Origin of the sequence: Variovorax flavidus, from assembly GCF_030317145.1 — a bacterium.
Taxonomy (GTDB): Bacteria; Pseudomonadota; Gammaproteobacteria; order Burkholderiales; family Burkholderiaceae_C; genus Variovorax; species Variovorax flavidus.
In genome coordinates this window covers 2,025,944-2,052,691 of sequence record NZ_JASZYE010000001.1, presented here as the reverse complement: position 1 = coordinate 2,052,691, position 26,748 = coordinate 2,025,944, and the positions used below count along the sequence as shown (strand labels likewise).

Sequence of the window (26,748 nt, the reverse complement as noted above, 5' to 3'; positions counted from 1 at the left end):
GAGTCTCCTTCATTGCTTGCGAAGTCGTGGGGTGGAAGATTCCGCGGCGCGCACGGCTTTTGCCGCCGCCTGTCGGCGACGGCCATCGATGATGCCGCCCTCGACCAGCCGCTGCTCGCCGCGGATCAGATGTTCAGTTGCATGAAGCCGTGCCGCGACGGGATCGTGCGCGGCAATGGCTTCGAAGATGGCGCGGTGCTCGCTCTGCACCGCCGTCATGAAGTCGATGCGCCGCGCTTCGTTGCCGCGTGTGATGCGCATGCCTTCGCGCAGGTATTGCTCCAGGAAGCCGAGTAGCAGCCGGAACTGCGGGTTGCCGGTCGATTCGCCGATCACGCGGTGGAAGGCCAGGTCCTCGGCAACGCCGTCGCGGCCGTCGGCCACGGCCTCGTCGATGGCCTTGAGCGCGCGGCGCAATGCCGCGATCTGCGCGCGGGTGGCCCGCTCGGCAGCGAGTGCGGCGATCTCGCCTTCGAGCACGCGCCGCACCTCGACCACGTGGACGACGGCCTGGACGGAGGTCAGCACGGCCGGGTCGAAGGCCAGCGGCAGGTTGACCGGCCGTGGCGCCACGTAGACGCCGGAGCCCTGGCGAGACTGCACCATCCCCTTGGACCTGAGCTGGTGCACCGCCTCGCGAACCACCGTGCGCGAAACGCCGTGCGCCGAGGCCAGTTGCTGCTCGGTCGGCAGCCGGTCGCCGGGCTGGAGGGCGCCCGACTCGATCTGCGCGCTCAACAGCGCCGCCAACCGATCCGACAGCCGATCGACGATCAACTGCAGGGGCTGGGACTGGGCCGAAGTCCGGACGGCGGTGGGGGAATTGAGCTCGGTTATCAGGTCATCATACAAATCTACGGGGGTTAATGCGTACCGGTTTGCCCTGATGCGCGGGTCTGGCGCAGTGCCAATACTCCGCGTTTGCGACGTGGAGCGTTCCGTGTCGTTGCGTCGACCCGCGAACTTTCAGGACTCCAGTGCATGGCCAGTGTCACGATCCAGGCAGTCAAGAAGAACTTCGGTGATGTTCCCATCCTCCACGGGGTGGACATCGACATCAAGGACGGCTCCTTCACCGTCCTGGTGGGCCCGTCGGGCTGCGGCAAGTCGACGCTGCTGCGCATGATCGCCGGGCTCGAGGAGATCAACGGCGGCGAGATCCGCATCGGCGACAAGCGTGTCAACGACCTGCCGCCCAAGGAGCGCGACATCGCGATGGTCTTCCAGAACTACGCGCTGTACCCGCACATGACGGTGCGCGACAACATGGCCTTCGCGCTGGCGCTGGCGAAGACCGACAAGCCGACGATCGAGGCGAAGGTCGGCCGCGCGGCCGAGATCCTCGCGCTCACGCCGCTGCTGGAGCGCTATCCGCGCCAGCTTTCGGGCGGCCAGCGGCAGCGGGTGGCGATGGGCCGGGCCATCGTGCGCGACCCGCAGGTCTTCCTGTTCGACGAGCCGCTGTCCAACCTCGACGCCAAGCTGCGCGTGGCGATGCGCAGCGAGATCAAGGAACTCCATCAGCGCCTGAAGACCACCTCCATCTACGTCACGCACGACCAGATCGAGGCCATGACCATGGGCGACAAGATCGTCGTGATGCGCGATGGCCGCATCGAGCAGACGGGCAGCCCCCTCGACCTGTACGACCATCCCGCGAACCAGTTCGTCGCCGGGTTCATCGGCTCGCCGGCCATGAATTTCCTGCCGGGCACGCTGCGGCGCGGTGCCGGCGCGGCGAAGGTCGAACTGGCGGACGGCACGCAGCTCGATGCACCGTTGCTCGCCGGCGGCGTCGACGGCCAGCCGGTCGTCTACGGCACTCGCCCGGAGCATCTGAGCCTCTCGGACAACGGCGGCATTCCTTCGAAGGTGGTCGTGATGGAGCCGACCGGCATGGACACCTTCGTCGCATGCCGGCACGAAGGCACCGAGATCTCCGCCGTCTTCCGCGAACGCTACGACTTCGCGCCGGGCACCCTGATCCGCCTGCAGCCGGATCTGCAGCGCGCACACCTTTTCGATGCGGGCACCGGCCAGCGGCTGGTGGCTTGATTTTTTGAGTTTCTTTCTGGCCGTTCAACAACAGGAGACATGAATGAGTGACTTCAATCGCCGCAAGATTCTGAAAAGTTCGGCCGGCATCGCCGCCGCTGCCTCGCTGGGCGTTGGCACCGCGATTTTTTCGCCGCTGGCGAATGCGCAGACACTGACCTACAAGCCCGAGAAGGGCGCCAAGCTGCGGGTGCTGCGCTGGAGCCGCTTCGTGCAGGGCGACATCGACGCCTACATGGCGAACGTCAAGAAGTTCAGCGAAGCCACCGGCATCGAGGTGCGCGTCGACAACGAAGGCTGGGAAGACGTGCGGCCGAAGGCGGCCGTGGCGGCCAATACCGGTGCAGGGCCGGACATCATCCTGTCGACCAACGATGACGCGAACCTCTATCCGGACAAGCTGCTCGACGTGACCGACCTGGCCGAATACCTCGGCAAGAAATACGGCGGCTGGTACACGGCCGGCGAACTCTTCATGCGGCCGGACGGCAAGAAGTGGATCGGCCTGCCGCTGGGCGCATCCGGCTCGCTGATCGTCTACCGCGAGAGCATGGTCAAGGCTGCGGGCTTCGACAAGTTCCCGACGACCAACGACGAGTTCCTCAAGCTCTACAAGGCGCTCAAGGACAAGGGCACCCCCGGCGGCATGGCGCTCGGCAACGCTACTGGCGACAGCACCTGGACCAACTGGCTGATCTGGTCCTTCGGCGGCAAGCTGGTCGACAAGAACAACAAGGTGGTGATCGACAGTCCCGAGACGCTCAAGGCGCTGGAGTACGCCAAGGAGCTGTACGCCAATTTCATCCCCGGCACGCTGTCGTGGCTGGATCCGAACAACAACAAGGCTTTCCTCGACGGGCAGATCAGCATCACCAACAACGGCATCTCGATCTACTACGCGGCGAAGAACTCGCCCGATCCGAAGGTCAAGGAAATGGCGGCCGACATCAATCACGCGGTGTTTCCGGTCGGGCCGGTGGGCGTGCCGACCGAGTCGCACCTGTTCTTCAACCAGATGGTCATGAAGTACACCAAGTACCCGCAGGCCGCCAAGGAGTTCCTGCGCTTCATGATGGAGCGGCCGCAGTTCGACGACTGGCTCAAGGGCGCCGGAGGCTACGTGGCGCAGCCGCTGAAGGCCTACGAGGCGAACCCGATCTGGACGGTCGACCCGAAGAACACGCCCTACCGCGACTCCGTCAAGAATCTGCGGCCGGCCGGCTACGAGGGCAAGCTGGGCTATGCATCGGCCGGTGCGGCTGCCGACTTCATCATTCCCAACATGGTGGCCGAGGCCGCCAGCGGTTCGAAGTCGCCAAAAGAAGCCGCCGAACGCGCCCAGAAGCGCGCCGAACGCTATTACAAGGTTTGACGCCTTCCGACGGGACTCGATGACCACTCGACTGGCCAAGTTCCAGAACAGCCGCAACGCCCTCGGCTTCATGTTCATGTTGCCGGCGGCGGTGCTGTTGCTGGTGTTCCTCACCTATCCGCTCGGGCTGGGGACCTGGCTGGGCTTCACCGACGCCAAGGTCGGCCGGCCGGGCGAGTGGATCGGGCTGGAGAACTACCAGTTCCTCTGGAATGACGCGGTCACGCGGCTGGCCTTGTTCAACACGCTTTTCTACACGGCAGTGGCGAGCGTGTTCAAGTTCTTCCTGGGCTTGTGGCTGGCGGTGCTGCTGAACAAGAACATTCGCTTCAAGACTTTCTTCCGCGCCGTCATCCTGCTGCCTTACATCGTGCCCACCGCGCTGTCGGCGATCGCGTTCTGGTGGATCTACGACTCGCAGTTCTCGATCATCAGCTGGGCGCTGATGAAGATGGGTCTGATCGACAAGTACATCGACTTTCTCGGCGATCCGTGGAATGCGCGCTTTGCGGTGATTGCCGCCAACGTGTGGCGCGGCGTGCCCTTCGTCGCCATCACCTTGCTCGCGGGTCTGCAGACCATCTCGCCGTCGTACTACGAGGCTTCGGCCATCGACGGCGCCACGCCGTGGCAGCAGTTCCGCCACGTGACCATGCCGCTGCTCACTCCGATCATCGCGGTGGTCATGACCTTCTCGGTGCTGTTCACCTTCACCGACTTCCAGCTGATCTACGTCATCACCCGCGGCGGGCCGCTCAACGCGACGCACCTGATGGCGACACTGTCCTTCCAGCGCGCAATCTCCGGCGGTGCGCTCGGCGAAGGCGCGGCCATTGCGATTGCGATGGTTCCATTCCTGCTGGCTTGCATCATGTTCAGTTTCTTCGGCCTGCAGCGACGAGCCTGGCAACAGGGGGGATCCGACAAATGAGCACGAGCGCGGGGAAGATCGACGTCGTCGGCATGAGCTATCTGGAGTCCGTGCCGCGCAAGGCGATCACGGTCTACCTGCCGCTGCTGGTGTTCCTGTTCGTCCTGCTGTTTCCGTTCTACTGGATGGCCATCACCTCGGTGAAACCGGAGGCCGAACTGCTGTCGCGCGAAGGCAATCCGTTCTGGGTGATCGGGCCGACGCTCGCCCACTTCCACAAGCTGCTCTTCGACACGGCCTACCCGGAGTGGCTGTGGAACACGGTGCTGGTGTCGGTGGTCTCCACCTTCTTCTCGCTGGCGGCATCGGTGTTCGCGGCCTACGCCATCGAGCGGCTGCGTTTCAGGGGCTCGCGCCAGACCGGGCTCGCGATTTTCCTGGCCTATCTGGTGCCGCCGTCGATCCTGTTCATTCCGCTGGCGAACGTGGTCTTCAACCTCGGCCTTTTCGACACGCGCCTGGCGCTGATCCTGACCTACCCGACCTTCCTGATCCCGTTCTGCACGTGGCTGCTGATGGGCTACTTCCGCACGATCCCGGCCGAGCTGGAGGAATGCGCGCTGATCGACGGGGCCAGCCGCTGGCAGATCCTCGTGAAGATCGTGCTGCCGCTCGCGGTGCCGGGGCTGATCTCGGCCGGCATCTTCGCCTTCACGCTGTCGTGGAACGAGTTCATCTATGCGCTGACCTTCGTCTCGTCGTCGGAGATCAAGACGCTCCCCGTGGGGGTGGTCACCGAACTGGTGCAGGGCGACGTCTACCAGTGGGGTCCGCTGATGGCGGGCGCGCTGCTGGGTTCGCTGCCGGTGGCCTTCATCTACTCGTTCTTCGTCGAGTACTACGTCTCGGGCCTCACGGGCTCCGTCAAGGAGTAGGCACGGGCGAAGGAGCGGCGCCTGCGGCCCGGCGCTTGGTCGCGAGCACGATCAGCGACAGGGGCGCCACCTCGGTGTCTTCCAGCACCGCCTCGCGGCGGCCCGATGCGGCGCCGGCCGTGGGCTCGCCGAGTTTCTCGATCGCGAAGCCCGCGCCGATGACGAGGTCGATCCACTGGCTGAGCGTCCTGTGGAAGATGGGTGTCTGGAAGGGCGCGACCTTCTTGCGCTGCTTCCTCGACAGCATGGAGAACCACCAAGTGTCCACTCTCCCCGTCGTCGACGCGAAATAGTCGCCGATCTCGATGGCGCGCGTCTTGCCGTCGCGCCGGCGCAGCACCTTGCGATGCGGCGGCACGAAGCAGGGATGAAGGATGGAGAACTGCAGGAATCCGCCGGGCCGCAGCACCCGGTTCGCCTCCCGTAATGCGCGCTGCGGGTCCGGCATGTCCATCAGCGACATGAAGGCCGTCACGAAATCGAAGGATGCTTCATCGAAGGGCAGCGCCATGCCGTCGCCGACGCGGAATTCGATCCCCAGCGGCTCCTTGCATTCGGTTTCCTGCGCATGCCGGACGAAGGTCGGCGCGATGTCGACCGCCATCATCGCCGCACCGCGCCGGGCGAGCTGCCGCGTGTTGGAGCCTTCGCCGCAGCCGACGTCCAGGCCCTCCTTCCCCTGAATGGACGGCAGCTGGGCCATGAAGGCAGGTGTATTGACCGCATCGCGAAAGATGTCGAATCCGTTGCGGGCCTGCCGGGTCCACGCCTCGGCGTTGGCTTCCCAATGTCTGGCTACGTCCGTTGAATCCAAGGCGCGTTCCCTTTCCGAGGGGTGGGTCGGTATGTCTCCATTCGCCGGCGACCACGCATTGCGCCGCATGTAAATGAGCAAGGCGGCGATGATGTCCAGGCTATTGGGAAGTCCGCGGATGACGACGTCATCCTCCAAAGTGTGGACGGTGGACGGTGTCGTTTACTTTGCTTGCACCGTGTACGCCCTTTGTACGGAACCGTTGCCGTTCCGGACTGTCAGAGAGAACCTGAACTTCGAGAAGGAGGACGCCATGTCCAGCCCCTTCGGTTTCGCGGTGGCGGCGATGCTTTCCGCCGGTGCGTGCGCCGCTGTTCAGGCGGCGGATCTGTCGGTCGTCTTCGTTCAACCGGAAAACTTCAGGGACGCCGTCTACTCGCATCCGTACGGCAGCGAACGGGAGCGTGCAGCAGTGCTGCGGGACATCGAACGCCACCTGAGGGAACTCGCCGACCGCGGCCTCCCTCCTGGCGATTCGCTGCGTATCGAGGTGCTCGACATCGACCTCGCCGGCTGGTTCGAACCCTTTCGCACACGCTCCTACGGAGACGTCCGCATCCTGCGCGACATCACCTGGCCGCGCATCAAGCTGCGCTACACGCTGACGCGCGGCGATCAGGTGGTGGCGAGTGCCGAGGAGCAGGTGTCCGACCTGAACTACCTGATGACCGTCAACCGCTATTCGGTCAGCGACCGCCTGCGCTACGAAAAGGCCATGCTGGACAACTGGTTCGACCGTCGATTCGTCAAGCCGGCGGAACACGGCTGATCCTGCGTGATCCAACGGATTGCCGCCTGGCGCGCTCCAGCGGTCTGTCCGGCGGCAGGAGGTGTGTCATGAAGCAACTGAAACATTGGCAGGATGTGGTCAATGCCCTGCTGGGCGTCTGGGTCGTTCTGTCGCCCTGGGCCCTGGGCTTCCAGGACGTGGTCTCGCCCACGGCCAACGCGGTGTTGGTGGGCGTGGCGCTCATTGCGGCGGCGCTGGGCGCGATGATCGTTCCGCGCGCCTGGGAGGAATGGACCGAATGCGCGCTGGGCGTGTGGCTGGTGGTCTCGCCCTGGGTACTGGGCTTCAACGCGTTGCAAGTGCCGATGCTGGCCGCGGTGTTCACCGGCATCGTTATCGCCGCGCTGGCCCTCTGGACGCTGTACACCGACAAGGACTACAGCAGCAGCTGGCACCGGCCGGCGCATTGAGTCGCGGCGCGCGCCGTCAAGCCTGCGGCCGCGCCCAAATCCTACAAAGGGTCTGAGCGTGCGGGGGTAGGTTCGGCTTTTCATGGCCACTCCTGCATTCACCCTCTACGGCGCGCCGGGCTCTGGCGCTACGCCCGTGTACGCCGCTCTGAGTCTGATAGGCGCACCCGTGAAGCTTGTGGACGTCGCGCCTTGGGAGGGTGACTCGGAGCGCGAAAAGCTCGATCCGGTCAACCCGATGCGGCAGGTCCCGGTCCTGGTGCTGCCTTCCGGCGAAGTCATGACCGAGAGCGCGGCGATCCTGATCTGGCTGGCCGACCGCTATCCTGAGGCCGGCCTGGCGCCGGGTCCCGGCGACCCCGCGCGCGCGCAGTTTCTTCGATGGATGGCCTTCGTCTCCGGGGCCATCTATGCGATGTACTGGGTGCGAGACGACCCGTCGCGGCTCGCCGACTCGCCGGAAGCGGAGGCTGTCGTCGCGGACCGGAGTGCGGAGCGGATCGCGCAGTGCTGGCGGATCATGGATGCGCAGATGCCGCGCGGAACGCGCTACCTGCTGGGCGATCGCCTTGGCGTGCTGGACCTATATGTCACCGTGGTCTCGCGGTGGCAGCCGCGCCGCCTGCGCTTCTACCGTGAGGCCCCGCGAATGGCGGAAGTCGTCAGGCGTGTCGATGCGGAGCCGCGTCTCGTGCAATCGTGGGAGGCGCGCTATCCGTTCAGCGCCGGCTGGGAAACGGACGGACCTTGACCTTGCCCGATCTCCTGGACACCGTTCAATGGCCGGCTTTCGCTGCTTCCGTGGCAGCAGCCTGGCTGGTGGCGGCCAACTCGCCTGCGCGGCGCAACGCCGGATTCTGGGTGTTTCTGTCGAGCAACGTGCTGTGGGTCGCTTGGGGCCTGCACACCGGCGCGATGGCTCTGATTGCGTTGCAGGTGTGCCTTGCGGCATTGAACATCCGCGGCCTGTTCAAGACCGAGGCGAAGAAATAGCCGCCGTACGCGCAACGTAGGAAGTTGCTGACATACAGCGCGCGGCAGTCGTGCAAAAAGAGAGTTTCGCTGTCTTCCAGGGGGTTCACATTCATGTCGGAGTCGGTCGTCTGCAACGCCTGCGGGAGCTCCAACCGTGCGAAGGCCAAGTTCTGCACGGGATGCGCCCGTCCTTTGCCCGGCTTCGAGGCTTCCGGGCCCGGCGCGATCGACCCGGTGATGTCCCATCGCCCGGTTTTCGACCCGTCGTCGCGGGGCGCTGCGACCGTGCCGGTGCTGCCTGCAGAGACAGCAGCCTTCTGGCTGAAGGCTGGCTACTGGGGCATTGCCATGATCGTCGGCTTCACTTTGTGGTGTCTGTACGTCACGAACAAGCCTGGTGCGCCGCCGCTGAAGGCGGAGATCATGAGCTTGCTGGCGCCGTTCATGAACGCCTCGCCGAGTTCTTCGTCGCCGGCACCGGCGTCAGCGCCAGGAACGGCACCGGTACCGGCATCGCCAGCGCCCCCTGTTGCCGAAAGTAGGGGGCCTGCGTCGACACCGCCCGGTGAGAACAACTCGCCCTTGCATGCCTTGCTTCCCGGGCGCGGCGCGGCAGGCGCCGCCGTGGAGTCGTCTTCGCGGCCTGCCGAGCGCACGGTCGAGCGGCCTGTTGCCACGACACCGAGCGCAAAGCCCGAGACCCGATCCGCTGCGCGCCCGTCGAAGGGGAGTTCCTATGCGAGCAGGGCCAGCCGGGAGCGCGACGATGAACCACCCGTCAGCGCAATCCCGCCACCGCTCGAACGTCGCAGTGCCGAGCCTGATTCCGGTCCACCGATTGCCGCGGGCCCGGGCCCGTTGTACGACTACTCGCGACTGCCACCGGGCGCACCGGTTGCGGCCGGCAGCAACGCGACACCCTTGCGGCAAGTCCCGGATCCCGGGCCGCCGATCATTCCCGGACCGGGACCGCGCTACGACGCCGTGCGCGCTCCGCCCCAGGCCTCCGCTGCCTGGCCGAGCAACGATCCGGGCCCGCCGATCGCGATCGGCCCGGGCCCTCTGGTGAACTATTCGACACGCGGGGCCGGGACGCGCTAGTTACTAAGCTCCGGCCGCTCGCCAGAAGGCGAACGCGATCGAGACCACCACCACGATGATGCCCGTGGCAAGAGCCAGCCGGTCGGCGAACAAGCGGCGCATCGGAACCTCCTAGACGAAGCTGTAGCGCTCCGAGTGGTATTTGGAGAGGGGCACTTTCATCTCGCCCAGCGCCGCTTCGATGGCATCCATCATGACGTTCGGCCCGCAGATGAAGTACTCGTGGTCGGCATAGCCCGGCGGCAGGTGGCGCTTGAACACCTCGGCGCCGATGTAGCCCCGCTCGCCTGTCCAGCCCTCCGGCGGCTGCGAGAGCACATGCACCACCGTGAGGTCGATGCGCTTCTGCAAGGCCTCCAGTTCCTCGCGGAAGGTCACCGACTCCCAGTCCTTGCTGCCGTAGAGCAGGATCAGCGGTCGCTTGTCGCCACGGTCGGCAAGCGTGCGGATCATGCTCACCATCGGCGTGATCCCGATGCCGCCCGCGATCAGCACGTGCATGTCCGCCGGATTGCCGATGGTGAACGCGCCGTAGGGCCCGTCGAGGTACACGCGCCGGCCGACCGGTACCTTGGCGATCGCGCTCGTGAAGTCGCCGAGATTGCGGATCGTCATCTCGACGCGGCCGTCGTCGACTTCGGCGCTGGACGAGAACGAGAACGGGTGCCCGGTGATCTTGAACGGGCTCCCCCACAGCGTCAGCCAGCCGAACTGGCCAGGCCTGAAGCGCCAGCCCGCGTGGCCATCGGGCCGCATCACCAGCGTCGTGGTGTCTCCGCGTTCCTTGCGCACCTCGGCCACGCGGTACGGCCGGCGCAGCATGAAGAGCGGCTTGACGAGGCGCACGTAGAGCAGCAGCGCGATCCAGAAGATCGTCATGCCGATCCACAACGCACGCTTCCATGGGTCGGCGAGGTAGAAGCCCCATCCGATCATGTGGAGCAGCCCGCCGCCGACGGCGACCACCGCAAGCACGATATGGGCGATGTGCCAGAACTCGTAGCTGATCTTCAGCCGGGTGCGCCACAGCGCCATGATCACCAGCGTGATCAGCGAACCGATGGAGATCACAGCGAAGACGGCGCCGGCCGGGACGTCCCTGAGCGACTCGGGCGGTGCGAGCTTCTCGGACCCGGCCGCAATCAGGATGAGCGGGTGCACCACCACCAGCCCGACCGCGATCAGCGAGATCCGTCGGTGGAAGTGGTAGATCACGTCCTCGCCCCACGGGTCGGTGACGTAGCGGAAGCGCGCCGTCAGGCCGAACTGCAGGCCCATCATCGCGAGCCCGGAGTAGCCGAGCGCGACCGAGAACTCCGTCCAGAAATCGCGGCTGGGCGGCAACGCGCCCGTCAGCAGCGCGAGCAGTGGGGCGAGGATGAACAGCAGGTAGATGGCGGACCACACCGCCTTGCGCAAGGTCACGGCTCACCCCCAGGTTGGCTGTGGCGCCCACCGTTTGCAAGGAGGCGATGCCGGCAGCCTGGCAAAGCCAGTACTGCGGTATCTCCGACAGGTGTTCGTCCCTTCAGATGCATGTGGTGAGCAGCAGTGGCGGACCAAGGGCGAGCACCCCGCTGGCGAAGGCGGCAATGGTCGCCCAGACGATGGCGTCATGCAGGAAGCTGCCGGTCTTTCCGGTCGCGGGGTCCGGCGAGCCCTTTGCGAATTGGCCCCACATCCACCCGATCACGGCCAGATGCGCGAGGAACGCAATGACGAGGCTCCAGCGGAGCGCGCCGGCCGACCAGCCGAAAGCGCAGCCGATGGCGTGCAGCGCGTAAAGCACCACGAGCGCGATGCACCAGACGACGAAGCCGACCGCGAGCCACCAGAGACGCCGCGGCGGGATCAGTACGGCGCTCATGGCCGCGCTCCGAGCACGGTCACCAGCGTGGGCAGCGCGAGCACCAGCCCCAGCGCGATGAGGCCCGTCACCAGCGTGTAGTCGATCCAGAGGCGCGTCAGCCGCAGGTCGGTGTGCCGCCGCTGCGAGACGAAGCCGGCGCCGATGCGCAGCACGTTGCTGAACAGGAAGAGCAGGCCGATGAAGGCATGCAGCCCCACATAGCCGAGCAGCGCCGCGGCGGTCGAACCGAGTGCGTGTTCGGTAGGGCGTGGCGTGACGCCCATGATCAGGCTCACGGTGGCGGCGATCGCGGCCAGCAGCATGAGCGCCGTGAGGCCGATCCAGCCCATTGCGCCGCGCCCGGAAATGACCGCCTTGAGCGAGCCGCGCGATGCCACGGCCGCGACCGCGAGGCCCGCGATGGCGCCAAAGGCCAGCAGGCGGCTCGGCTCGGGCGGCGGCATCGTCTGCCAGTGGGCGCCGGCGAGCCAGAGATAGAAGGTGCCGAACACCAGCGAGGTGAACAGCGTGCCGTTGGCCACCAGCGCGCAGATGAGCGACAGCCAGGCCGGCGAACTGGCCACCTCGGTGTGTGGCGGCACGGCGACGCCGAGGCCGACAGGCAGCGGCCCGTAGTCGCGCGGCAAGCCGGCACGCTGCCCCGCGAAGATGAACAGTCCGCAGGTGACCAGCGCCAGCGCGAGCGACAGGAAGTAGAAGCTGAACAGCATCGCCAGCACGGCGCCCGCGGTGACGATGGCGGTGACCAGCGGCAGATAGGTCGGGTTCGGCAGCACGATCAGCTGGTCGGGCTTGCCGCTCGTCGCATGCACGCCGATCGTCTCCTGCCAGCCGTTGCGCACGAAGCCCAGATAGCCTTCCCCGCGCGCGAGCGTCAGCGCGAGATCGCCCGGCGCGATGCCATCGGTCTGCGCGCCCACGTGCGGGATCGAGGCGAAGGCATAAGGCGCCGGCGGAATCCGCATCGCCCATTCGAAGGTCTGCGCACGCCAGGGGTCGCGCCGCACGCGGCGTCCGTAGCGCAGTTGCACGATCAGGTCGATCACCAGCAGTCCGAAGCCGATCGTCATCACGAAGCTGCCGACCGAGGACAGCAGGTTGAGCGCGTTCCAGCCTTCGTCCCCGTTGTAGGTGTAGATGCGCCGCGGCATGCCCATCAAGCCGGTCAGGTGCATCATGAAGAAGGTCATGTTGAAGCCGATGAAGATCAGCCAGAAGGCGGGCACCGACAGGCGGTGCACGGCGGCGCGCCCGGTCAGCAGCGGCAGCCAGTAGTAGAGCCCGGCCATCATCGGGAAGGCGAGCGCCCCGGCCACCACGTAGTGCATGTGGGCGACGACGAAGTAGGTGTCGTGCGCCTGCCAGTCGAAGGGCACCATCGCGAGCATCACGCCGGTCAGGCCACCCATCGCGAAGACGAAGAAGAAGCCGAAGATGTAGAGCATCGGCACGTCCCAGCGCGGCTTGCCGTGCGACAGCGTCGCGAGCCACGCGAAGATCTGCACCGCAGTGGGCACCGCGACGATCGCCGAGCCTGCAGAGAAGAAGGCGAGCGCCAGATGCGGGATGCCGACGGTGAACATGTGGTGCACCCAGATGCCGAAGCTCAGGAAGGCGAGCGCGATGATCGCGACGACGATCGCGCGGTAGCCGACCAGCGAGCGGTTCGCGAAGACCGGAATGACGGTCGACAGCACCGCGGCCATCGGCAGGAAGATGATGTAGACGTCCGGATGGCCGAAGAGCCAGAACAGGTGCTGCCACAGCAGCGAGTCGCCGCCGCGTGTCGGATCGAAGAAGGGCAGGCCGAAGGCGCGCTCGATCTCCAGCAGGATCGAGCCCAGGATCAGCGGCGGGAAAGCCACGATCATCATCATCGCCGTCACGAGGATGTACCAGCCGAAGATCGGCATGCGGTCGAGCGACATGCCGGGCGCGCGCATCTTGAGGATCGAGACGGTGATCTCCATCGCAAGCGACAGGGCCGAGATCTCGACGAAGGTGATGCCGAGCAGCCAGACGTCGGCGTTGATTCCCGACGAGAAGGCGCTCGAACTCAACGGCGTGTACATGAACCACCCGCCGTTGGGCGCGACGCCCGCGATCAGCGATACGGTGAGGATCGTGCCGCCGAACAGGTAGCACCAGTAGCCATATGCGGTCAGCCGCGGAAAGGCGAAGTCGCGCGTGCCGAGGATCTTGGGCGTCAGGTACACGGCGAAGCTCTCCACCATCGGAATGGCGAAGAGGAACAGCATCATCGAGCCGTGCATCGTGAAGACCTGGTTGTAGGTCTCCGGGTCGAGGAAGTCCGAGTGCGGCGTGGAGAGCTGCACCCGCGTCAGCATGCCCAGCACACCGGCGATGGCGAAGAAGACGAAGGACGTGACCATCATCCGCACGCCGATGACCGAATGATTGACGGCGGCAAGGCGCTGCCATCCCGGGCCGGTGGCCCAGATCCGGTTCAGCTGGCGGTGCAGGCGCAACGCGCTGCCCTCTGCCTGCGGCTGGACGGGGTCGCTCATTGCTTCGCCTCCGGTGCGGTGGTTGCCTGCGTCAGCGCGGCGGAAAAGTCCTCCGGTCGGTGGACGATGATGACGAAGCGCATGCGCGCATGGCCCGTGCCGCAGAACTCGTCGCAGGTTCCCTCGTAGCGGCCCGGCTCGCCGGCCTGGATGCGCAGCCGGTTGACCTTGCCGGGCACCGCATCGATCTTGCCGGCGAAGCGCGGTGCCCAGAAGGCATGGATCACGTCCTTGCTCGTCACCACCATGTCGACCGGTGCGCCCGCGGGCAGGAGCAGGACGTTGCGCGTCTCGACGCCGCCGCGCTCGGGGTAGCGGAAGGTCCATGCCCACTGCTGCGCCACGGCCTCGATGCGTTGCGGCGGCGCGCTGCCCGGCAGCGGCAGCAATCGCTCGCCGACGACGAGGCCATAGGCCAGCAGCGGCAGCAGGACCACCGCCGGCAGCACCAGCCCGCCCATCACGATCCAGCGCGTGGGCGACACGCTGGACCCCCAGCCCGGACGCCGGATCACCAGGGTGAACAGCGTCATGAGCATCAGGAAGAGAACGCCGGCGCCGATCAGCATGACCCACCACATCGTGGCGATCGATGCAGCGGCCGGCCCGGAGGGGTCGAGTGCCGACAGCGGCCCCTTGCAGCCCGCGAGCGCCGCCATCGATCCGGCTTGGAGCGTCCGAAGCAAGGGACTACGATGGCCCCACATCGGCCGCACCCGGCGCGAAGGAGGAGAACCATGGCGAAAGGCGACAGCACCGCACCTCCCAGCGAGGTTCTTCTGGAACTGAACCGGCTCGACGTCGGTTCGGCGGTGGCCCTCGTCGGGCATCCGATCCACGTGATGATGGTGCACTTCCCGGTCGCCTTCGTCGTCGCGACGCTGGGCGTGGATGTCTTCTACTGGTGGACCGGCGATGCCTTCTGGCTGCGGGCGGGCCTCTGGTCGGCGGGCGCCGCCTTCTGGACCGGCGTGGCCGCCAGCATCGTCGGTACGGGCGAGTTGCTGCTCGTGCGCGGCATCCGGATGCTGGAAGCGAGCTGGTCCCATGCGGTGGCGGCGATGACGCTGGTCGCGATCGCCGGGGCCAACTGGGGCTTGCGGCTGGTCGATCCCGTGTCCGTCCTGCCGCACGGGCTGGCCTTGTCGGCCCTGTCCTCGGTGATGGTGGGCTTCGCCGGCTGGCACGGAGGCAAGCTCGTGTTCGATCATGGCGTCGGCATCTTGGTCACGCCGAAGGACTGATGCATCCATCGGCCGAGCGCGCCGGGCTCGAACAGACGCGCGGCGACCGCATTCGAGTCGAAGTGCGGCTTGGCCAGCACCACCCAGAGAATCCCCGCGATCACTATCACGTAGGCGCTCATCAGCGTCACGTAGGAAATCCGTCCGAACCGGCCCGTGGGTGAGAAGACCTGCATCAGCACGAGCCCGGCAAGGACGTGCAGCATGGCCATGACCCCGACCAGCACCATCTTCACGGAGAACCATTCCACGAAGGTCGCCTGAAGGAAGATCAGCGCCGTACCGGTGCCGATGGCGATGAAGGCGGCGGGCGAAGTGAGTTCGACAAAGACCAGCCGCGTGATCCGATGCAGGCGGTCGAGATCCGGGCCGGCCGTGAGCGTCCGGCGCTGCCAGAAGAGAAAGGGCAGGGCGAGCAGGCCGCCCGACCAGATCGCGATCGAGGCGAGATGGGCGAACTTCAGAAAGGTCGTCACAGCGCCGGCTCTCCGGGGCGCAGGCTGGACCACGCGATCCAAAGGCCCGCGCCAAGATAAGGCAGCATCGCCGGCACCCACATCAGGAGCCCGGCCAGTTGCTGGTCGGTCAGCGGTGTGAGTCCCCACGGCGCCGTGCTCGCGATGTGGACCGCATACAGCGGCACGGACGCGAAGACGATCACCGCGCCCAGAAGACCCATCTGCCCGATCGTCGCCGCGAGTGCCACCAGCGCCGGACCGGCATGCACCGCAGGCGCGAGGATGGCCCGCCACATCAGCCAGGCGCTTCCGAGCAGCGAAACCTGCATCAGCCAGTAGGCCGGCACGCTGGCGAGACCCCAGGCATAGGCACCGGGCGCATGCCAGAGCCACAGGATGACGGCGTGTGCCGTGACCAGCGCAGGCAGCGGCACGCGGCTCGGCCGACGCTGCGGGAAGGCCCGCGCGAGCAGGGGCGCCACGGCGGCAATGAGGATGATGTGGTGGAGCACCCGCGCCGAGAACAGGGCGGACGACAGCGCACAGAGCGGCGAGACGAAGACGATGCCCATCAGCGCGATCGCGGCCCAGCCGGCGCGGGCATCGAAGGAACGCCCGCTGGCCACCGCGAATGCCAGCACGGCGAGTGCGGACAGCAACAGAGGGTCGGAATTCCAACGCGACCAGAAGTCATCCGGTACCGCGGCGGGGCCGCAGTAGGCGATCATGAAATCCATCATGGCGCGGCGTCCTCTTCCCGTTATGCGGCCACGCCGTGGCGTGGGGCCGGAGTTGTGTACGGGACAGGATAGTCCCGGTCGTACCGGGACTCAAGTGCTTCGTCTAGGCCTCGACAGACCTCCGCCCGGCAGTCGAAGCTCAGGCGGATGCGGGGACCGGGCGATCCGCTACTCGCACAGCCGCCTGATCTGCGCAGGGATCGGCACCGCCCGGATGCCCCCGCCCTCGCGCTTGGCCGCAAAGATCCGCACCTCTTCGCATTCGAGAATCAGGTCCTCGCCGCGCGTCACGTTGTAGCGTTGCACGAAGCTCTTTTCGCGCCATTCCGGGATGGTGACGACGATGTCCAGCGTGTCGCCGTAGCTGGCGCTCTTGACGAAACGGGTGTGGGTGTCGACCAGCGGCGTGCCGATCACGCCGAGAGTCGCGGCCGTTTCCTCCCAGCGGGGCACGCCGCGCTCCGCGAAGAAATGGCGCGAGGCCGCGTCGATCCAGCGGAAGAAGTTGGGAAACCAGACGATGCCGGCAGGGTCGCAGTCGCCGAACTCGACGCGCACGGTGTAGATGACTTCGATGCTCATGTCAGCCCATTCTCGTCGGCAGCCACAAGGCAATGATCGGGAACGCGATCAGGATCACCAGCCGAATGATGTCGGTCAGGATGAAAGGCAGAACGCCCTTGAAGATGGTGGTGAAGCTCACATCCTTCACCACGCTCTTGATGACAAAGACGTTCATCCCCACCGGTGGATGGATCAGGCCCAGTTCCACCGTCATCACGATGATCACGCCGAACCAGATCGGATCGAAGCCGAGGTGCACGATCACGGGGAAGATGATGGGCACGGTCAGGATGATCATCGCCATTGCGTCCATCAGGCAGCCGAGCACGAGGTACATCAGCATGATGAGCGCGAGCACGCCGTAGCGGCCGATGCCCAGGCTGGTGAGGAACTCGGTGAGCTTCTGCGGGCTCTGCGTGATGGTCAGGAAGTAGCCGAAGAGCAGCGCGCCGATCAGCACCGTGAACACCGCCGCCGCCGTGCGCGTGGCCGAGAGCAGGGCTTCGCGGATCTTCGGGCCGTCGAGCTTGCGCCGCAGCAAGCCGAGGATGAACGCGCCGCTCGCTCCCACGCCGCCGGCTTCGGTCGGCGTGAAGAAGCCGCCGTAGAGACCGCCGATCACGAAGACGAACAGCACCAGCGGCGCCCACACGTTCTTCAGGTCGGCGACGCGGTCCTTCCAGGGCTTGACCTCGCCGCCCGGCAGCCAGTCGGGCCGTACCTTGACGATGAGAACGATCGTCAGCACGTACATGGTCATTGCCAGGATGCCGGGGACGATGCCCGCCATGAAGAGCTTGCCGATGTCCTGTTGCGTGAGGATGGCGTAGACGGCGAGCACCGTCGATGGCGGCAGGATCGCGCCCAGCGTGCCGCCCGCCGCGATCACCCCGGTGGAGAACGACTGCGGATAGTTGAAGCGCCGCATCTCCGGATAGGCGACCGCGGAGAAGGTCGCAGCCGTCGCGACCGACGAGCCGCAGATGGCAGCGAAGCCGCCGCAGGCCAGCACCGTGGCGACGCCCAAGCCGCCGCGCAGGTGGCCGATCATCGAATTGGCGGCCTTGAAGAGCTCGCGGCTCACGCCGGAGACCGAGACCAGCGCGCCCATCAGCATGAACATCGGGATGACGCCGAAGGTGTAGTCGGTCACCGTGCGCATGGAGGTCTGGCCCACCAGCTTGAGCGCGGGGCCGGGGCCGACGATCCATGCGTAGCCCGTGACACCCACCAGCCCCATCGCCATGCCGACCGGCACGCGCAAGAGCATCAACGCAAACAGGACGACAAAGCCCAGAACGGCAATCGCATCAGTGCTCATGCGGCCCCCACGCTCGGCACTGCGTGTCCTCGCTGCCCCCCGAGGGGGCCTGTGCATCTCGGAGCGGTCCTGCAATGCTCATTCATCGGATTTCATTTCAGGCTTCTCGTCATGGAGCAGTTCGGGGTGGAAGATCAATCGATACGTACGGATGGCGATCAGGACGACCGCCGATACATCGCCCAGCCACGCCACGGCGTAGAAGGGCCAGGTCGGGATGTTCATGTCGTAGGTCAGCACATGGTCGACATAGGTGGCGCGCACTTTGTCGAACAGCGTGGCGGTCTGCACTGCGACGACGAAGAGCAGGACGAGCGTGGCGAACACGTCGATCCAGCGCTTCATGCGCGGGCCGGCCGCGGTCCAGACCAGATCGACGGTGATGTGCCCGCCCCGGTAGCTGGTGGCCGCGATGCCCCAGAAGATCAGGATGCCCAGGAGCATGCGACCGAAGTCGTAGGAGTCGGGGATGGAGGTGTCGAAGAACTTGCGCAGCACCACCGCGATGAAGATGTTCAACGCCACGATCCCCACGAACATGGCCGCGAGCCATTCGATCGTGTTGATCATCTTGTCCATGACGTTCTCGCTACGCTTCGTCATTGCACCTCCATCGCGCGATCAGCGGGAGACCCACGGATCAAAGTGCCGACTTGTTCTTGGCGAGGCTGGCCTTGAGTGCGTCCATCACCGCCTTCGGGTCCTGTCCGACCTTCTTCACGCCTTCCGCCCATTGCGCCTCGCCGGGCGCAGTGGCCTTGCGCCATGCGTCGAGCTGGTCCGGTGTGAGCTTGTAGATCTCATGGCCCGGCTGCGATCCGATCTTGGCGCGGCCGGCGAACTCGAAGTCGGCCCACGGCGTAGCGACCTTCTCGGCCCATTCGCTGGTGCAGTGGTCGTCGATCACCTTCTTCTGCGCGGGCGACATGCTGTCGTACTTGCTCTGGTTCATGGCCCAGACGAAGGGCGTGACGTAGAGCGGCACGTCCATGTGGAAGCTCACCACCTTGTCGATGCCGAAGAGGCCGATGGAGCCCCAAGGGAAGGTGATGGCATCGGCCACGCCGCGCTCCAGCATGTCGCGCGACTCGGGCGCCGACGCCTGCACGTTGGTGCCACCGAGCGAGGTGACCATCTGCCCGATGGTGCTGGTCGCGGGGCGGATCTTCATGCCCTTGATGTCGGTCGGAAGCGTGATCTTCTTGCGCGCATGGAAGGTGCCGGGGTCGTGAACGAAGGCAAAGCAGAACTTCACGTCCTTCATTTCCTTGGCGGCGTACTGGCGATACCACTCGTCGATGGCGGCCGAGCCGCCCTTGCCATTGGAGAACAGGAAGGGCAGCGATGCGCCGGCCATGATCGGGAAACGGCCGGGCTGGTAGCCCGGATTGACGTAGGCGAAGTCGGCAATGCCGTCGCGCGCCATGTCGTAGTGGTCGAAGGCCTTGCCGAGCTGCTCGGACGGGAACAGCGTCGCGGTGATCGTGCCGTTGGATGCCTTCTTGATGTCGTCGGCCCAGGCCTGCAGCGAGGGGTTCAGCGGATGCTGCGCCGGCACCCAGCTCGACATCTTGAGATTGACGGGCTTGTCCTGCGCCTGCACCGGCGCGGCGGCCAGGGCCAGCACGGCCGAGAAGGCCAGCACGGCGCGTGTGGCGGCCGAGGTCAGGAAGCGGGTTGTCGGCATGGGGTTTGTCTCCTTGCGAGTTGGATGGAAGCTGTGATCCGTCGATGCGCCTTGTTGTCGTCTTTGTGCGGTGCGCAATCGATTATTTTTCATAAGAGTCGGCAGGGCCGTAAATCGGCGTTTACCTTGAGTCAGCGTGCATGCGTCGCCGAATCCTGCTGGCGCTTCATCCAGCGGATCGGCTGCGCCTTCACCGGTCGTGGCGGTGCGCCGTGGCGCACCAGCGCGGCATCCAGCGCCGTGCCTGCATCGTCTGCCAGCGCGGCCTCGCGTGCGGCGGCTATCGCGATGGCGCGCGTCGAGGGCGATGCGTCCGGCAGCGGCGCGGCGGCGAGGTGGTCGATCACGTGCAGCAGGTTGTGCTTTCCGCGCTCATTCGTGCTGCCATAGCCCTTGATGAGCCGGCCGCACAGCGCGATCTCGTGGCCCAGACGCCAGTCCGTGCGCGTGCCGTTGACCACGGCATCGAGCCAGCGGCCGATCAGCGCCTGTTCCTCGGCGAAGCGGTGGCCGCGCTTGCGCAACCACCGCAGCGAGGCCAGCAAGCGCAGCGAGGCCATGCCCAGCACCGAATGGCTGCCGACCTTGAGCGGCAGCGCCCATGGCGTCTTGCGGCGGCGGTCCCATGCCGTCACGCGATGGGCGAGCGAGGCCGGAAGCAGCGCCGCGAACTCGGGCGTGCCGGGCTTGAAGTGGTCATAGACCTTCACGATGTCGTCATCGGCCGCCTTGACCTCGATGCGCACGCGCCGTGCACGGCTTGCACGGCTCTTGAGGTCAGCCACTCGCACGATGTCGTCGAAGGCCATCCACAGCGCGACCCAGCGGGCCATCTCGCGTGTGATGGCGAAGCCTTCGGCGCCCGCCGGATCGACGGCGCGCTCGGCGGCCAGCACCTGCTGCAGCCGCTCGACATACAGCATGGCGTAGTCCGCGTCCTGGTAGTCGAGGACACGGGCATGGCCGAGAGCCAGCATGTCATGCACCGATGGCGGGAAGAGGCATGCCAATGCCGGCGGCAATGCCTGCGGGGCGGGCGCATCGTTCCCGTTCGCGGCGAGCAGCCCCGTGACCAGCGCTGCCTGCTGCCGCGGCGTGTTCACGGCGTCGAACGCCCTTGCGAACCCGCGCAGGCTCGCCTCGGCCGCCTTGCCGACCTTCTCGGGCGCACTGGTGTCGCCGCCGCGCACCACGCGTTCGTACGCTTCGCGCGGGAACGGGAAGAGTCCGCTGCCCGCGATGGCGCCAAGCATCACGGCGCTGACCACCGTGCCGGCTTCGCGCGCCGCCATGCCCATGTCGAACACGTGGTGCTCGCGGCTGAAGGCCTTCACGACATCCAGCAGGCGCTGCGCATCGGCGCGGCCGTCGCCGGGCTGCATGCGCTCGGCCGTGGTCAGCGTGCGGCTGGACGACGTGATGACGAGGGTTCGCTCCGGCGCGCTCATGCCGTTGCCGATCTGGCGCGTGGTTTCCAGCAGTTCGGAGGAGACGATGGCGTCCAGCGCACCCGGCACCGGGCTGAGGCTGAACACGGGCCGGCGGCCGCCGAGTTCCGTCAGCGGCACCGGAAAGACTTCGACGTAGTAGGTGGTGGCGCCGGTGCGCTGCGCGACGCCGGGGATCGAAGTGCTCTGCGCAGCGAAGCCGGCATGGCGCGCGGTGTCGACCAGCCATTCGGTCAGGACGCCGCCGCCTTCGCCGCCGAGGGCGCAGACCAGGAGGGTGATGGGTTGCGTGCGGTTCATCGCGTCAGGTCGATTGAAGTGAGCGGACGACCGCACCGCGCAGGCTGTGCAGGAGCCGCTCATGCCACTTCGGGTTCTGCACCACCTCCGCGCGATAGAAGCTCGGGCACAGCGTCGCCGCATGCGCATTCGCACCGCACAGGCCGCAGCCCACGCAGCCGTCGATGACCACCGCCACCGGGTCGACCTTCAGCGGGTCCGGGTTGTCCTTGATCGTGAGGGTGGGGCAGCCCGACAGCCGGATGCAGGCGTGGTCGCCGTTGCACACGTCCTCGTCGACGCCGTACTTCACGCGCACCACGCGCTCGCCGCGCCGAAGCAGGCTGGCGATCCAGGGCTTGATGCGGCGCTGGCGCTCGAGCTGGCATTCGCCCTCGGCAATGATCACCTTCAGGCCGTTGAAGTCGCTCGTGAAGGCATCGTTGAGTGTCTTTCGCATCCTGTCGACGTCGTAGGTGTAGACGGTGTGCAGCCACTGCACGCCCAGGCCCTTCAGCGTCGACTCGATGGTCTGGTTCTTGTCGACCAGGCTCTGCTGCTTGTCTGCGGCGCGCTCCTTCACCTCGTCGTCGGGCGTGGAGATGATGTCCTGCGTGCCGGTCGCCGAGGTGTAGCCGTTCTTGAAGATCAGCAACACGGCGTCGTCGCCATTGAAGAGTGCGCTCTGCACGCCGGTCAGCAGGCCGTTGTGCCAGAACCCGCCGTCGCCCATGATCGACAGCGCCCGGCGCTGCATCATCGGCGACACACCCGCGCGGCTCGCGAGGCTCATGCCGTAGCCGAGGATCGAATGCCCCATCGAGAAGGGTTCGAAGGTGCCGAAGGCGTGGCAGCCGATGTCGGCCGCGATGTGCACTGGCCCGCTGTCCTGCTGCGCAAGCTTGAGCGCAGCAAACACGGGGCGCTCGGGGCAGCCGATGCAGAAGCTCGGCGGGCGGTTGGGCAGCGGCGCCTGGAGACTTGTCGCCACGGCGGCGCGGCGGTCGCGATTGCCCATGAGCCAGCCCTTGGCTGAGTCCTGGGCGTGCTGGGGCAGGTAGCGCGCGGCGAACTGGCTCAGCCCTGTCGCCAGGACCTCGACGCCATATTCGCCCGCTGCCGGCAGCATGTCGCAACCGTGCAGGGGCGTCTGGATGTCGCGGCGGCGCAGCAGCGTGGCGATCTCCTGCTCGATGTATTCGGGCTGGCCTTCCTCGACCACCAGCACCGCACGCTTGCCGACGCAGAAGTCGGCCACCTGCTCGGGCACGAGCGGGTAAGCGACGTTGAGCACCAGCAGGGGGATGTCCGTTGCGCCGAAGGCATCCGCCAAGCCGAGCTGCTGCAGGCTGCGGATCAGCGCGTTGTAGAGGCCGCCTTGCACCACGATGCCGAGGTCGGCATGCGTGCCGGCGATCAGCTCGTTGAGGCGGTGCTCGGCGATGTAGCGTCGCGCGGCCGGCAGCCGTTCCTCGCCCTTGAGCTTCTCGTGGCGGAAGGTCACGGGCGGGTGCGCGAGCCGCATGTAGTCGAAGCCGGCCGGCTCCTCGATCAGTGCGCGGGTGGAGACCGGCGGCGGCACGTTGTCCTTGCATTCGAAGCTGCCGCGCACGTGGCAGGTGCGGATGCGCAGCTCCATCATGCAGGGCATGTTCGAGTATTCGGAGAGGCGAAAGCCGTGCTCCACCATGTTCACCATCACGCCCAGGTCGGGCCGCGGATCGAGCAGGCACATGCTGGACTTGAGCGCGTAGGCGTGCGTGCGCTCCTGGATGACGGAGGCACCCTCGCCGTAGTCCTCGCCGACCACGATCAGCACGCCACCCTTGACGCCTGGCGATGAAAGATTGGACAGCGCATCGGCCGCCACATTGGTGCCGACGATCGACTTCCAGGTCACGGCGCCGCGCAGCGGGTAGTGGATCGACGCGCCGAGCATCGCCGCCGCCGAGGCTTCGTTGGAGCACGCCTCCACGTGCACGCCGAGTTCGTCCATGTACGGCTTGGCCTGCACCATCACGTCGAGCAGGTGCGACACCGGCGCGCCCTGGTAGCCGCCGACGTAGGCCACGCCCGATTGCAGCAACCCCTTGGTGATGGCGAGGATGCCCTCGCCGTGAAAGGTGTCGCCCGCACCGAGGCGCAGGGCCTCGATTTCCTTGCTGAATGAAACTTCCAAGAGACTTGACTCCGTGGGCCTGTGTGTTGTCGTGGGTTCGGGTGCGCGGAACCGGCGTCGTGCCTTCGCCGACGCCGGTTTCCTCGATCCGTTCCTATTTGCCGGCCGGCTTGGCGGGCGCGCCCGGGAAGCGCGCCACGTAGTAGGCGATGGTGTCCAGGTCCTCGGGCGGGATCTGGCTCACCGCTTCGCCCATCGCCTGCGTGTAGCCCGGGCGCTTGCCCGACTTGAACTCGCGCAGGGTCATCTGCAGGTAGTCCTCGCGCTGCTGCCCGATGCGCGCGACCTGCTGCCCGCCGCTCAGGTCGGACCCGTGGCACATCACGCAGCGGTGCTCCTGCGCCAGGGCCTGTCCGCGCGCCATGCGTGCCGCATCGGGCGGCGTGGCAGGCGGCGGCGCGGGCACCGGCGGCAAGGTGCCGATGTATTCGGAGAAGCCGCGCAGATCCTGGTCGGACATGGTCTTGGCCACCGCGGTCATCGCTTCGTTGCCACGCCGCCCTTCACGGAACAGGAACAGCTGCGTGATCGCATAGAAGGAATGCTGTCCGGCAAGGGCCGGCGTTCCCGGCATGTCGCTGCGCCCGTTCGCGCCGTGGCAGGCTGCACACAGCGCCGCGAAGCGCTGCTTGTAGCTCTCGGGCGTGGCCTTGGCCTGGGCGGCGGCGGGCAGCGCCGCCAACCCAAGGAGCGCAGCGGCTACCGAAATCGCCAGTCTTGCCTGTCCTCTCATTTGCCGCCGTAGCTGATGCGGTAGATCGCACCGGCGTGGTCGTCGCTCACGAGCATCGATCCGTCCTTGAGCACGAGGAAGTCGACTGGCCGGCCGAGGTAGTTGTTGTTCTCCACGAAGCCGGTCATGAAGGGCTCGACCTTCGCGCCACCCTTGCCGTCGGGCCATGCGACGGAAACGTCCGCGTACTTGACGGTGCGATTCCACGGGCCGTGGCGCGCGATGAACATCGCGCCCTGGTACTTGGCCGGGAACATCTTGCCGTTGTAGAACTTCAGGCCCAGCGAGCCTGCGTGCGGGCCGAGCAGCGCGGCGGGCTTCTGGTAGTCGCTGCAGCTCTTGCCCCAGCCGAATTCAGGGTCGGGGATGTTGCCCTGGTGGCAGTACGGATAGCCGAAGTGCTGGTTCGCCTTCGTGACCACGTTGAGTTCGTCGTTCGGCAATTCTTCGCTGAACCAGTCGCGGCCGTTGTCGGTGAACCAGAGATTGCCCGTCTTCGGATCGAAATCGAAGCCCACCGTATTGCGCACGCCGCTGGCGACCGTCTCGATGTTGCTGCCATCGAGATTCATCCGGTAGATCTTGGCGTATTCACCCGGATCGCAGATGTTGCAGGGCGCGCCGATCGGGAAGTAGAGCTTGTTGTCGCGGATGCGCAGGAACTTCCAGCTGTGGTCGTTGCCTCCGGGCAGCTTGTCGTAGAGCACCTTGGGCGTGCCGGGGTTGTCGAGCTTGTCCTCGATGTTGTCGTAGCGGTAGATGTGCGTGTTCGTCGCCACGTAAAGCGAACCATTGTGGTACTCGATGCCGGCCGCCATCGGCAGCTTGTCGATGATGACCTTGGCCTCGTGCTTGCCCTTCTCGGGAATGGCATAGACCTTGTTGCCCACGAACAGCGTGCTCACGAACACGTTGTCCTTGGCGCCTTGGCGAAGCTCTCGAGCGTCGAGCACGCCCGATGCCCAGGTCTCGACCTTGAAGCCCGGCGGCAGCTTGAACTTGTTCGTCGGAAGCTGGTCCGCCGCCGTGGGAATGGGGAAGGCCGGCACCGGCGCCATGCGCGTGGCGGCCTCGGTCTTGGGGCGGCCCTTGGCCCAACCGGGCTCTTCGGTCGGTGGCTGTTGGGCCCAGGCGGCGGTTGCCGCGCAGAGCAGGGCGGCAGCTGCCGCATACGGACGGATCATGGTCATGTCTTGTCTCCTTCTCGTGTTGTCGGCGTGACGCCGCCCATCAGTTTGAGGTTGCGGCCAGTCACCATCAATAAAATAATCCAGCTAAGCGACATGAATCCCATGCATATCGATGCCATCGACCTCAACCTGCTGCGCCTCTTCGACGCCGTCTACCGCGCCCGCAACGTGAGCCGGGCGGCCGAAGCGCTCGGGCTCACGCAGCCTGCGGCCAGCCACGGGCTGGGCCGGCTGCGGCTGTTGCTGAAGGACGCGCTTTTCATCCGCGCGCCGGGCGGTGTGTCGCCGACGCCGCGCGCCGAGCGGCTGGCGGTGGCGGTGCAGTCCGCTTTGGGCACGCTGGAAGTCGCCTTGAACGAGCCCGACCGCTTCGAGCCGGACGATTCGCGCAAGACCTTCCGCATCCACATGAGCGACATCGGCGAGGGCCGTTTCCTGCCGCCGCTGATGGCCCGGCTCGGCCAATTGGCGCCCGGCGTGCGGCTGGAGACATTGCCGCTGCAGCCCGCCGAGATCGCCCCCGCGCTCGACAGCGGCCGGGTCGACTTCGCTTTCGGCTTCCTGCCCAAGGTAGGGGATACGCAGCGCGTGACGCTGCTGAAGGACCGCTACATCGTGTTGCTGCGCAAGGGCCATCCCTTCGCGCGTTCGCGGCGCAACGGCCAGGCGCTGCTGGAGTCGCTGCGGAAACTGGAGTACGTCGCGGTGCGCACGCACGCTGAGACGCTGCGCATCCTGCAGTTGCTGAACCTCGAAGACCGCGTGCGCCTGACGACGGAGCACTTCATGGTGCTGCCGGCCATCGTCCGCGCGACCGACCTGGCGGTCGTGATGCCTCGAAACATCGCGCGTGGCTTTGCGGAGGAGGGTGGCTACGCGATCGTCGAGCCGGCCTTTCCGCTGCGGGATTTCACCGTGTCGCTGCACTGGAGCAAGCGGTTCGAGGCCGATCCGGCGAACCGGTGGCTGCGGCAGCTCATCCGCGACCTGTTCGTCTAGCGGCGCGAAGCGATTCCCCGCGTCGCCGGCGCGCACATCCCTGTTCCCGGACTTCTCGCGGGGACACAATGGGACCCGATTCGAGGGTTTTCCCCAGCGTCACATACCAACCCCCACATAGGCGCTATGGCCGCGACCGTATGCATTCGGGGCGGCAAAGCACTAACTTCGAGTTGGCCCGATTT

General features: G+C 66.4%; 27 protein-coding genes. 11 read left to right on the top strand and 16 right to left on the bottom strand.

What is annotated here, in order from left to right:
* Positions 1–9: 9 nt before the first annotated feature.
* Positions 10–750 carry a FadR/GntR family transcriptional regulator gene (locus tag QTH90_RS09915; protein ID WP_286664520.1) on the bottom strand — a complete coding sequence of 247 codons (741 nt, stop codon included), beginning with the start codon at positions 748–750 and terminating at the stop codon, positions 10–12.
* A gap of 231 nt (positions 751–981) precedes the next feature.
* Between QTH90_RS09915 and QTH90_RS09910 the strand changes: the two genes are divergently transcribed.
* Genes QTH90_RS09910 through QTH90_RS09895 form a run of 4 tightly spaced genes read left to right on the top strand, consistent with a single transcriptional unit; the run spans position 982 to position 5,233 of the window.
* Positions 982–2,055 (top strand): ABC transporter ATP-binding protein, encoded by a 1,074-nt coding sequence (locus tag QTH90_RS09910; RefSeq protein ID WP_286664284.1) that lies wholly within the window; start codon positions 982–984, stop codon positions 2,053–2,055.
* 43 nt (positions 2,056–2,098) lie between these two features.
* Positions 2,099–3,427 (top strand): ABC transporter substrate-binding protein, encoded by a 1,329-nt coding sequence (locus QTH90_RS09905; RefSeq protein ID WP_286664283.1) that lies wholly within the window; start codon positions 2,099–2,101, stop codon positions 3,425–3,427.
* Between the two features lie 19 nt (positions 3,428–3,446).
* Entirely contained in the window at positions 3,447–4,358 is a 912-nt protein-coding gene (locus QTH90_RS09900; RefSeq protein WP_286664282.1) for a carbohydrate ABC transporter permease, read from the top strand.
* On the top strand, positions 4,355–5,233 hold the full coding sequence (locus QTH90_RS09895) for a carbohydrate ABC transporter permease (protein WP_286664281.1): 879 nt from the start codon (positions 4,355–4,357) through the stop codon (positions 5,231–5,233). Before QTH90_RS09900 ends, QTH90_RS09895 begins: the two co-directional genes overlap by 4 nt.
* Here the strand turns inward: QTH90_RS09895 and QTH90_RS09890 are convergent.
* Positions 5,223–6,047 carry a class I SAM-dependent methyltransferase gene (locus tag QTH90_RS09890; RefSeq protein ID WP_286664280.1) on the bottom strand — a complete coding sequence of 275 codons (825 nt, stop codon included), beginning with the start codon at positions 6,045–6,047 and terminating at the stop codon, positions 5,223–5,225. The genes QTH90_RS09895 and QTH90_RS09890 overlap by 11 nt on opposite strands.
* A 253-nt stretch (positions 6,048–6,300) precedes the next feature.
* On the opposite strand from QTH90_RS09890, the gene QTH90_RS09885 reads away from it, so the two are divergent.
* From QTH90_RS09885 to QTH90_RS09865, 5 genes are all read left to right on the top strand, one after another.
* Complete coding sequence (locus tag QTH90_RS09885; RefSeq protein ID WP_286664279.1) at positions 6,301–6,816, top strand: DUF3016 domain-containing protein; 516 nt, start codon at positions 6,301–6,303, stop codon at positions 6,814–6,816.
* Between the two features lie 68 nt (positions 6,817–6,884).
* Complete coding sequence (locus QTH90_RS09880; protein WP_286664278.1) at positions 6,885–7,247, top strand: SPW repeat protein; 363 nt, start codon at positions 6,885–6,887, stop codon at positions 7,245–7,247.
* A gap of 82 nt (positions 7,248–7,329) precedes the next feature.
* Positions 7,330–7,998 carry a glutathione S-transferase family protein gene (locus QTH90_RS09875; protein ID WP_286664277.1) on the top strand — a complete coding sequence of 223 codons (669 nt, stop codon included), beginning with the start codon at positions 7,330–7,332 and terminating at the stop codon, positions 7,996–7,998.
* A gap of 2 nt (positions 7,999–8,000) precedes the next feature.
* Positions 8,001–8,240, top strand: a complete 240-nt coding sequence (locus tag QTH90_RS09870) for a hypothetical protein (RefSeq protein WP_286664276.1) — start codon at positions 8,001–8,003, stop codon at positions 8,238–8,240.
* A gap of 219 nt (positions 8,241–8,459) precedes the next feature.
* On the top strand, positions 8,460–9,323 hold the full coding sequence (locus QTH90_RS09865; protein ID WP_286664275.1) for a hypothetical protein: 864 nt from the start codon (positions 8,460–8,462) through the stop codon (positions 9,321–9,323).
* A gap of 111 nt (positions 9,324–9,434) precedes the next feature.
* Here QTH90_RS09865 and QTH90_RS09860 read toward each other — a convergent pair whose 3' ends face one another.
* From QTH90_RS09860 to coxB, 4 genes are all read right to left on the bottom strand, one after another.
* Complete coding sequence (locus QTH90_RS09860; protein ID WP_286664274.1) at positions 9,435–10,748, bottom strand: ferredoxin reductase family protein; 1,314 nt, start codon at positions 10,746–10,748, stop codon at positions 9,435–9,437.
* A 103-nt stretch (positions 10,749–10,851) separates the two neighbouring features.
* Positions 10,852–11,190 carry a hypothetical protein gene (locus QTH90_RS09855; protein ID WP_286664273.1) on the bottom strand — a complete coding sequence of 113 codons (339 nt, stop codon included), beginning with the start codon at positions 11,188–11,190 and terminating at the stop codon, positions 10,852–10,854.
* Positions 11,187–13,721 (bottom strand): cytochrome c oxidase subunit I, encoded by a 2,535-nt coding sequence (gene ctaD, locus QTH90_RS09850; RefSeq protein ID WP_286664272.1) that lies wholly within the window; start codon positions 13,719–13,721, stop codon positions 11,187–11,189. Before ctaD ends, QTH90_RS09855 begins: the two co-directional genes overlap by 4 nt.
* Positions 13,718–14,380 carry a cytochrome c oxidase subunit II gene (coxB, locus tag QTH90_RS09845; protein ID WP_286664271.1) on the bottom strand — a complete coding sequence of 221 codons (663 nt, stop codon included), beginning with the start codon at positions 14,378–14,380 and terminating at the stop codon, positions 13,718–13,720. The genes ctaD and coxB overlap by 4 nt, the downstream gene beginning before the upstream one ends.
* 78 nt (positions 14,381–14,458) lie before the next feature.
* Here coxB and QTH90_RS09840 point away from each other — a divergent pair, with 78 nt between their 5' ends.
* A complete protein-coding gene (locus tag QTH90_RS09840; RefSeq protein ID WP_286664270.1) occupies positions 14,459–14,965 on the top strand; it encodes a DUF2231 domain-containing protein in 507 nt (168 codons plus the stop codon).
* On the opposite strand, the gene QTH90_RS09835 is transcribed toward QTH90_RS09840, so the two are convergent.
* The 10 genes from QTH90_RS09835 to QTH90_RS09790 all read right to left on the bottom strand — a co-directional run bounded on the left by QTH90_RS09835 (position 14,929) and on the right by QTH90_RS09790 (position 25,564).
* A complete protein-coding gene (locus QTH90_RS09835; protein ID WP_286664269.1) occupies positions 14,929–15,441 on the bottom strand; it encodes a HemJ family protein in 513 nt (170 codons plus the stop codon). The genes QTH90_RS09840 and QTH90_RS09835 overlap by 37 nt on opposite strands.
* Positions 15,438–16,151, bottom strand: coding sequence for a cytochrome c oxidase assembly protein (locus QTH90_RS09830; protein ID WP_286664268.1), 714 nt, complete (start codon positions 16,149–16,151; stop codon positions 15,438–15,440). Before QTH90_RS09830 ends, QTH90_RS09835 begins: the two co-directional genes overlap by 4 nt.
* Before the next feature lie 180 nt (positions 16,152–16,331).
* Positions 16,332–16,745, bottom strand: a complete 414-nt coding sequence (locus tag QTH90_RS09825) for an acyl-CoA thioesterase (protein WP_286664267.1) — start codon at positions 16,743–16,745, stop codon at positions 16,332–16,334.
* Position 16,746: 1 nt separating this feature from the next.
* Entirely contained in the window at positions 16,747–18,048 is a 1,302-nt protein-coding gene (locus tag QTH90_RS09820) for a TRAP transporter large permease (protein ID WP_286664266.1), read from the bottom strand.
* Between the two features lie 78 nt (positions 18,049–18,126).
* Positions 18,127–18,651, bottom strand: a complete 525-nt coding sequence (locus QTH90_RS09815; RefSeq protein WP_286664265.1) for a TRAP transporter small permease — start codon at positions 18,649–18,651, stop codon at positions 18,127–18,129.
* 37 nt (positions 18,652–18,688) lie between these two features.
* On the bottom strand, positions 18,689–19,735 hold the full coding sequence (locus tag QTH90_RS09810) for a TRAP transporter substrate-binding protein (protein WP_286664264.1): 1,047 nt from the start codon (positions 19,733–19,735) through the stop codon (positions 18,689–18,691).
* Between the two features lie 131 nt (positions 19,736–19,866).
* Positions 19,867–21,483 carry an indolepyruvate oxidoreductase subunit beta family protein gene (locus QTH90_RS09805; protein WP_286664263.1) on the bottom strand — a complete coding sequence of 539 codons (1,617 nt, stop codon included), beginning with the start codon at positions 21,481–21,483 and terminating at the stop codon, positions 19,867–19,869.
* A 4-nt stretch (positions 21,484–21,487) separates the two neighbouring features.
* Positions 21,488–23,641 (bottom strand): thiamine pyrophosphate-dependent enzyme, encoded by a 2,154-nt coding sequence (locus QTH90_RS09800; RefSeq protein ID WP_286664262.1) that lies wholly within the window; start codon positions 23,639–23,641, stop codon positions 21,488–21,490.
* A 94-nt stretch (positions 23,642–23,735) separates the two neighbouring features.
* Entirely contained in the window at positions 23,736–24,374 is a 639-nt protein-coding gene (locus tag QTH90_RS09795) for a c-type cytochrome (protein WP_286664261.1), read from the bottom strand.
* Positions 24,371–25,564: a PQQ-dependent sugar dehydrogenase gene (locus QTH90_RS09790; RefSeq protein WP_286664260.1), complete on the bottom strand. Its 1,194-nt coding sequence runs from the start codon at positions 25,562–25,564 to the stop codon at positions 24,371–24,373. The genes QTH90_RS09795 and QTH90_RS09790 overlap by 4 nt, the downstream gene beginning before the upstream one ends.
* A 93-nt stretch (positions 25,565–25,657) precedes the next feature.
* Between QTH90_RS09790 and QTH90_RS09785 the strand changes: the two genes are divergently transcribed.
* A complete protein-coding gene (locus QTH90_RS09785) occupies positions 25,658–26,563 on the top strand; it encodes a LysR family transcriptional regulator (protein ID WP_286664259.1) in 906 nt (301 codons plus the stop codon).
* Positions 26,564–26,748 lie beyond the last annotated feature (185 nt).

Coding starts and splice junctions, on each gene's coding strand:
- QTH90_RS09905 (WP_286664283.1), top strand. CDS start 2,099: ATGAGTGACTTCAATCGCCGCAAGATTCTGAAAAGTTCGGCCGGCATC.
- QTH90_RS09795 (WP_286664261.1), bottom strand. CDS start 24,374: ATGAGAGGACAGGCAAGACTGGCGATTTCGGTAGCCGCTGCGCTCCTT.
- QTH90_RS09865 (WP_286664275.1), top strand. CDS start 8,460: ATGTCCCATCGCCCGGTTTTCGACCCGTCGTCGCGGGGCGCTGCGACC.
- QTH90_RS09815 (WP_286664265.1), bottom strand. CDS start 18,651: ATGACGAAGCGTAGCGAGAACGTCATGGACAAGATGATCAACACGATC.
- QTH90_RS09840 (WP_286664270.1), top strand. CDS start 14,459: ATGGCGAAAGGCGACAGCACCGCACCTCCCAGCGAGGTTCTTCTGGAA.
- QTH90_RS09855 (WP_286664273.1), bottom strand. CDS start 11,190: ATGAGCGCCGTACTGATCCCGCCGCGGCGTCTCTGGTGGCTCGCGGTC.
- QTH90_RS09830 (WP_286664268.1), bottom strand. CDS start 16,151: ATGATCGCCTACTGCGGCCCCGCCGCGGTACCGGATGACTTCTGGTCG.
- QTH90_RS09910 (WP_286664284.1), top strand. CDS start 982: ATGGCCAGTGTCACGATCCAGGCAGTCAAGAAGAACTTCGGTGATGTT.
- QTH90_RS09820 (WP_286664266.1), bottom strand. CDS start 18,048: ATGAGCACTGATGCGATTGCCGTTCTGGGCTTTGTCGTCCTGTTTGCG.
- ctaD (WP_286664272.1), bottom strand. CDS start 13,721: ATGAGCGACCCCGTCCAGCCGCAGGCAGAGGGCAGCGCGTTGCGCCTG.
- QTH90_RS09825 (WP_286664267.1), bottom strand. CDS start 16,745: ATGAGCATCGAAGTCATCTACACCGTGCGCGTCGAGTTCGGCGACTGC.
- QTH90_RS09810 (WP_286664264.1), bottom strand. CDS start 19,735: ATGCCGACAACCCGCTTCCTGACCTCGGCCGCCACACGCGCCGTGCTG.
- QTH90_RS09895 (WP_286664281.1), top strand. CDS start 4,355: ATGAGCACGAGCGCGGGGAAGATCGACGTCGTCGGCATGAGCTATCTG.
- QTH90_RS09885 (WP_286664279.1), top strand. CDS start 6,301: ATGTCCAGCCCCTTCGGTTTCGCGGTGGCGGCGATGCTTTCCGCCGGT.
- QTH90_RS09805 (WP_286664263.1), bottom strand. CDS start 21,483: ATGAACCGCACGCAACCCATCACCCTCCTGGTCTGCGCCCTCGGCGGC.
- QTH90_RS09880 (WP_286664278.1), top strand. CDS start 6,885: ATGAAGCAACTGAAACATTGGCAGGATGTGGTCAATGCCCTGCTGGGC.
- QTH90_RS09900 (WP_286664282.1), top strand. CDS start 3,447: ATGACCACTCGACTGGCCAAGTTCCAGAACAGCCGCAACGCCCTCGGC.
- QTH90_RS09790 (WP_286664260.1), bottom strand. CDS start 25,564: ATGACCATGATCCGTCCGTATGCGGCAGCTGCCGCCCTGCTCTGCGCG.
- QTH90_RS09875 (WP_286664277.1), top strand. CDS start 7,330: ATGGCCACTCCTGCATTCACCCTCTACGGCGCGCCGGGCTCTGGCGCT.
- QTH90_RS09785 (WP_286664259.1), top strand. CDS start 25,658: ATGAATCCCATGCATATCGATGCCATCGACCTCAACCTGCTGCGCCTC.
- coxB (WP_286664271.1), bottom strand. CDS start 14,380: ATGGCGGCGCTCGCGGGCTGCAAGGGGCCGCTGTCGGCACTCGACCCC.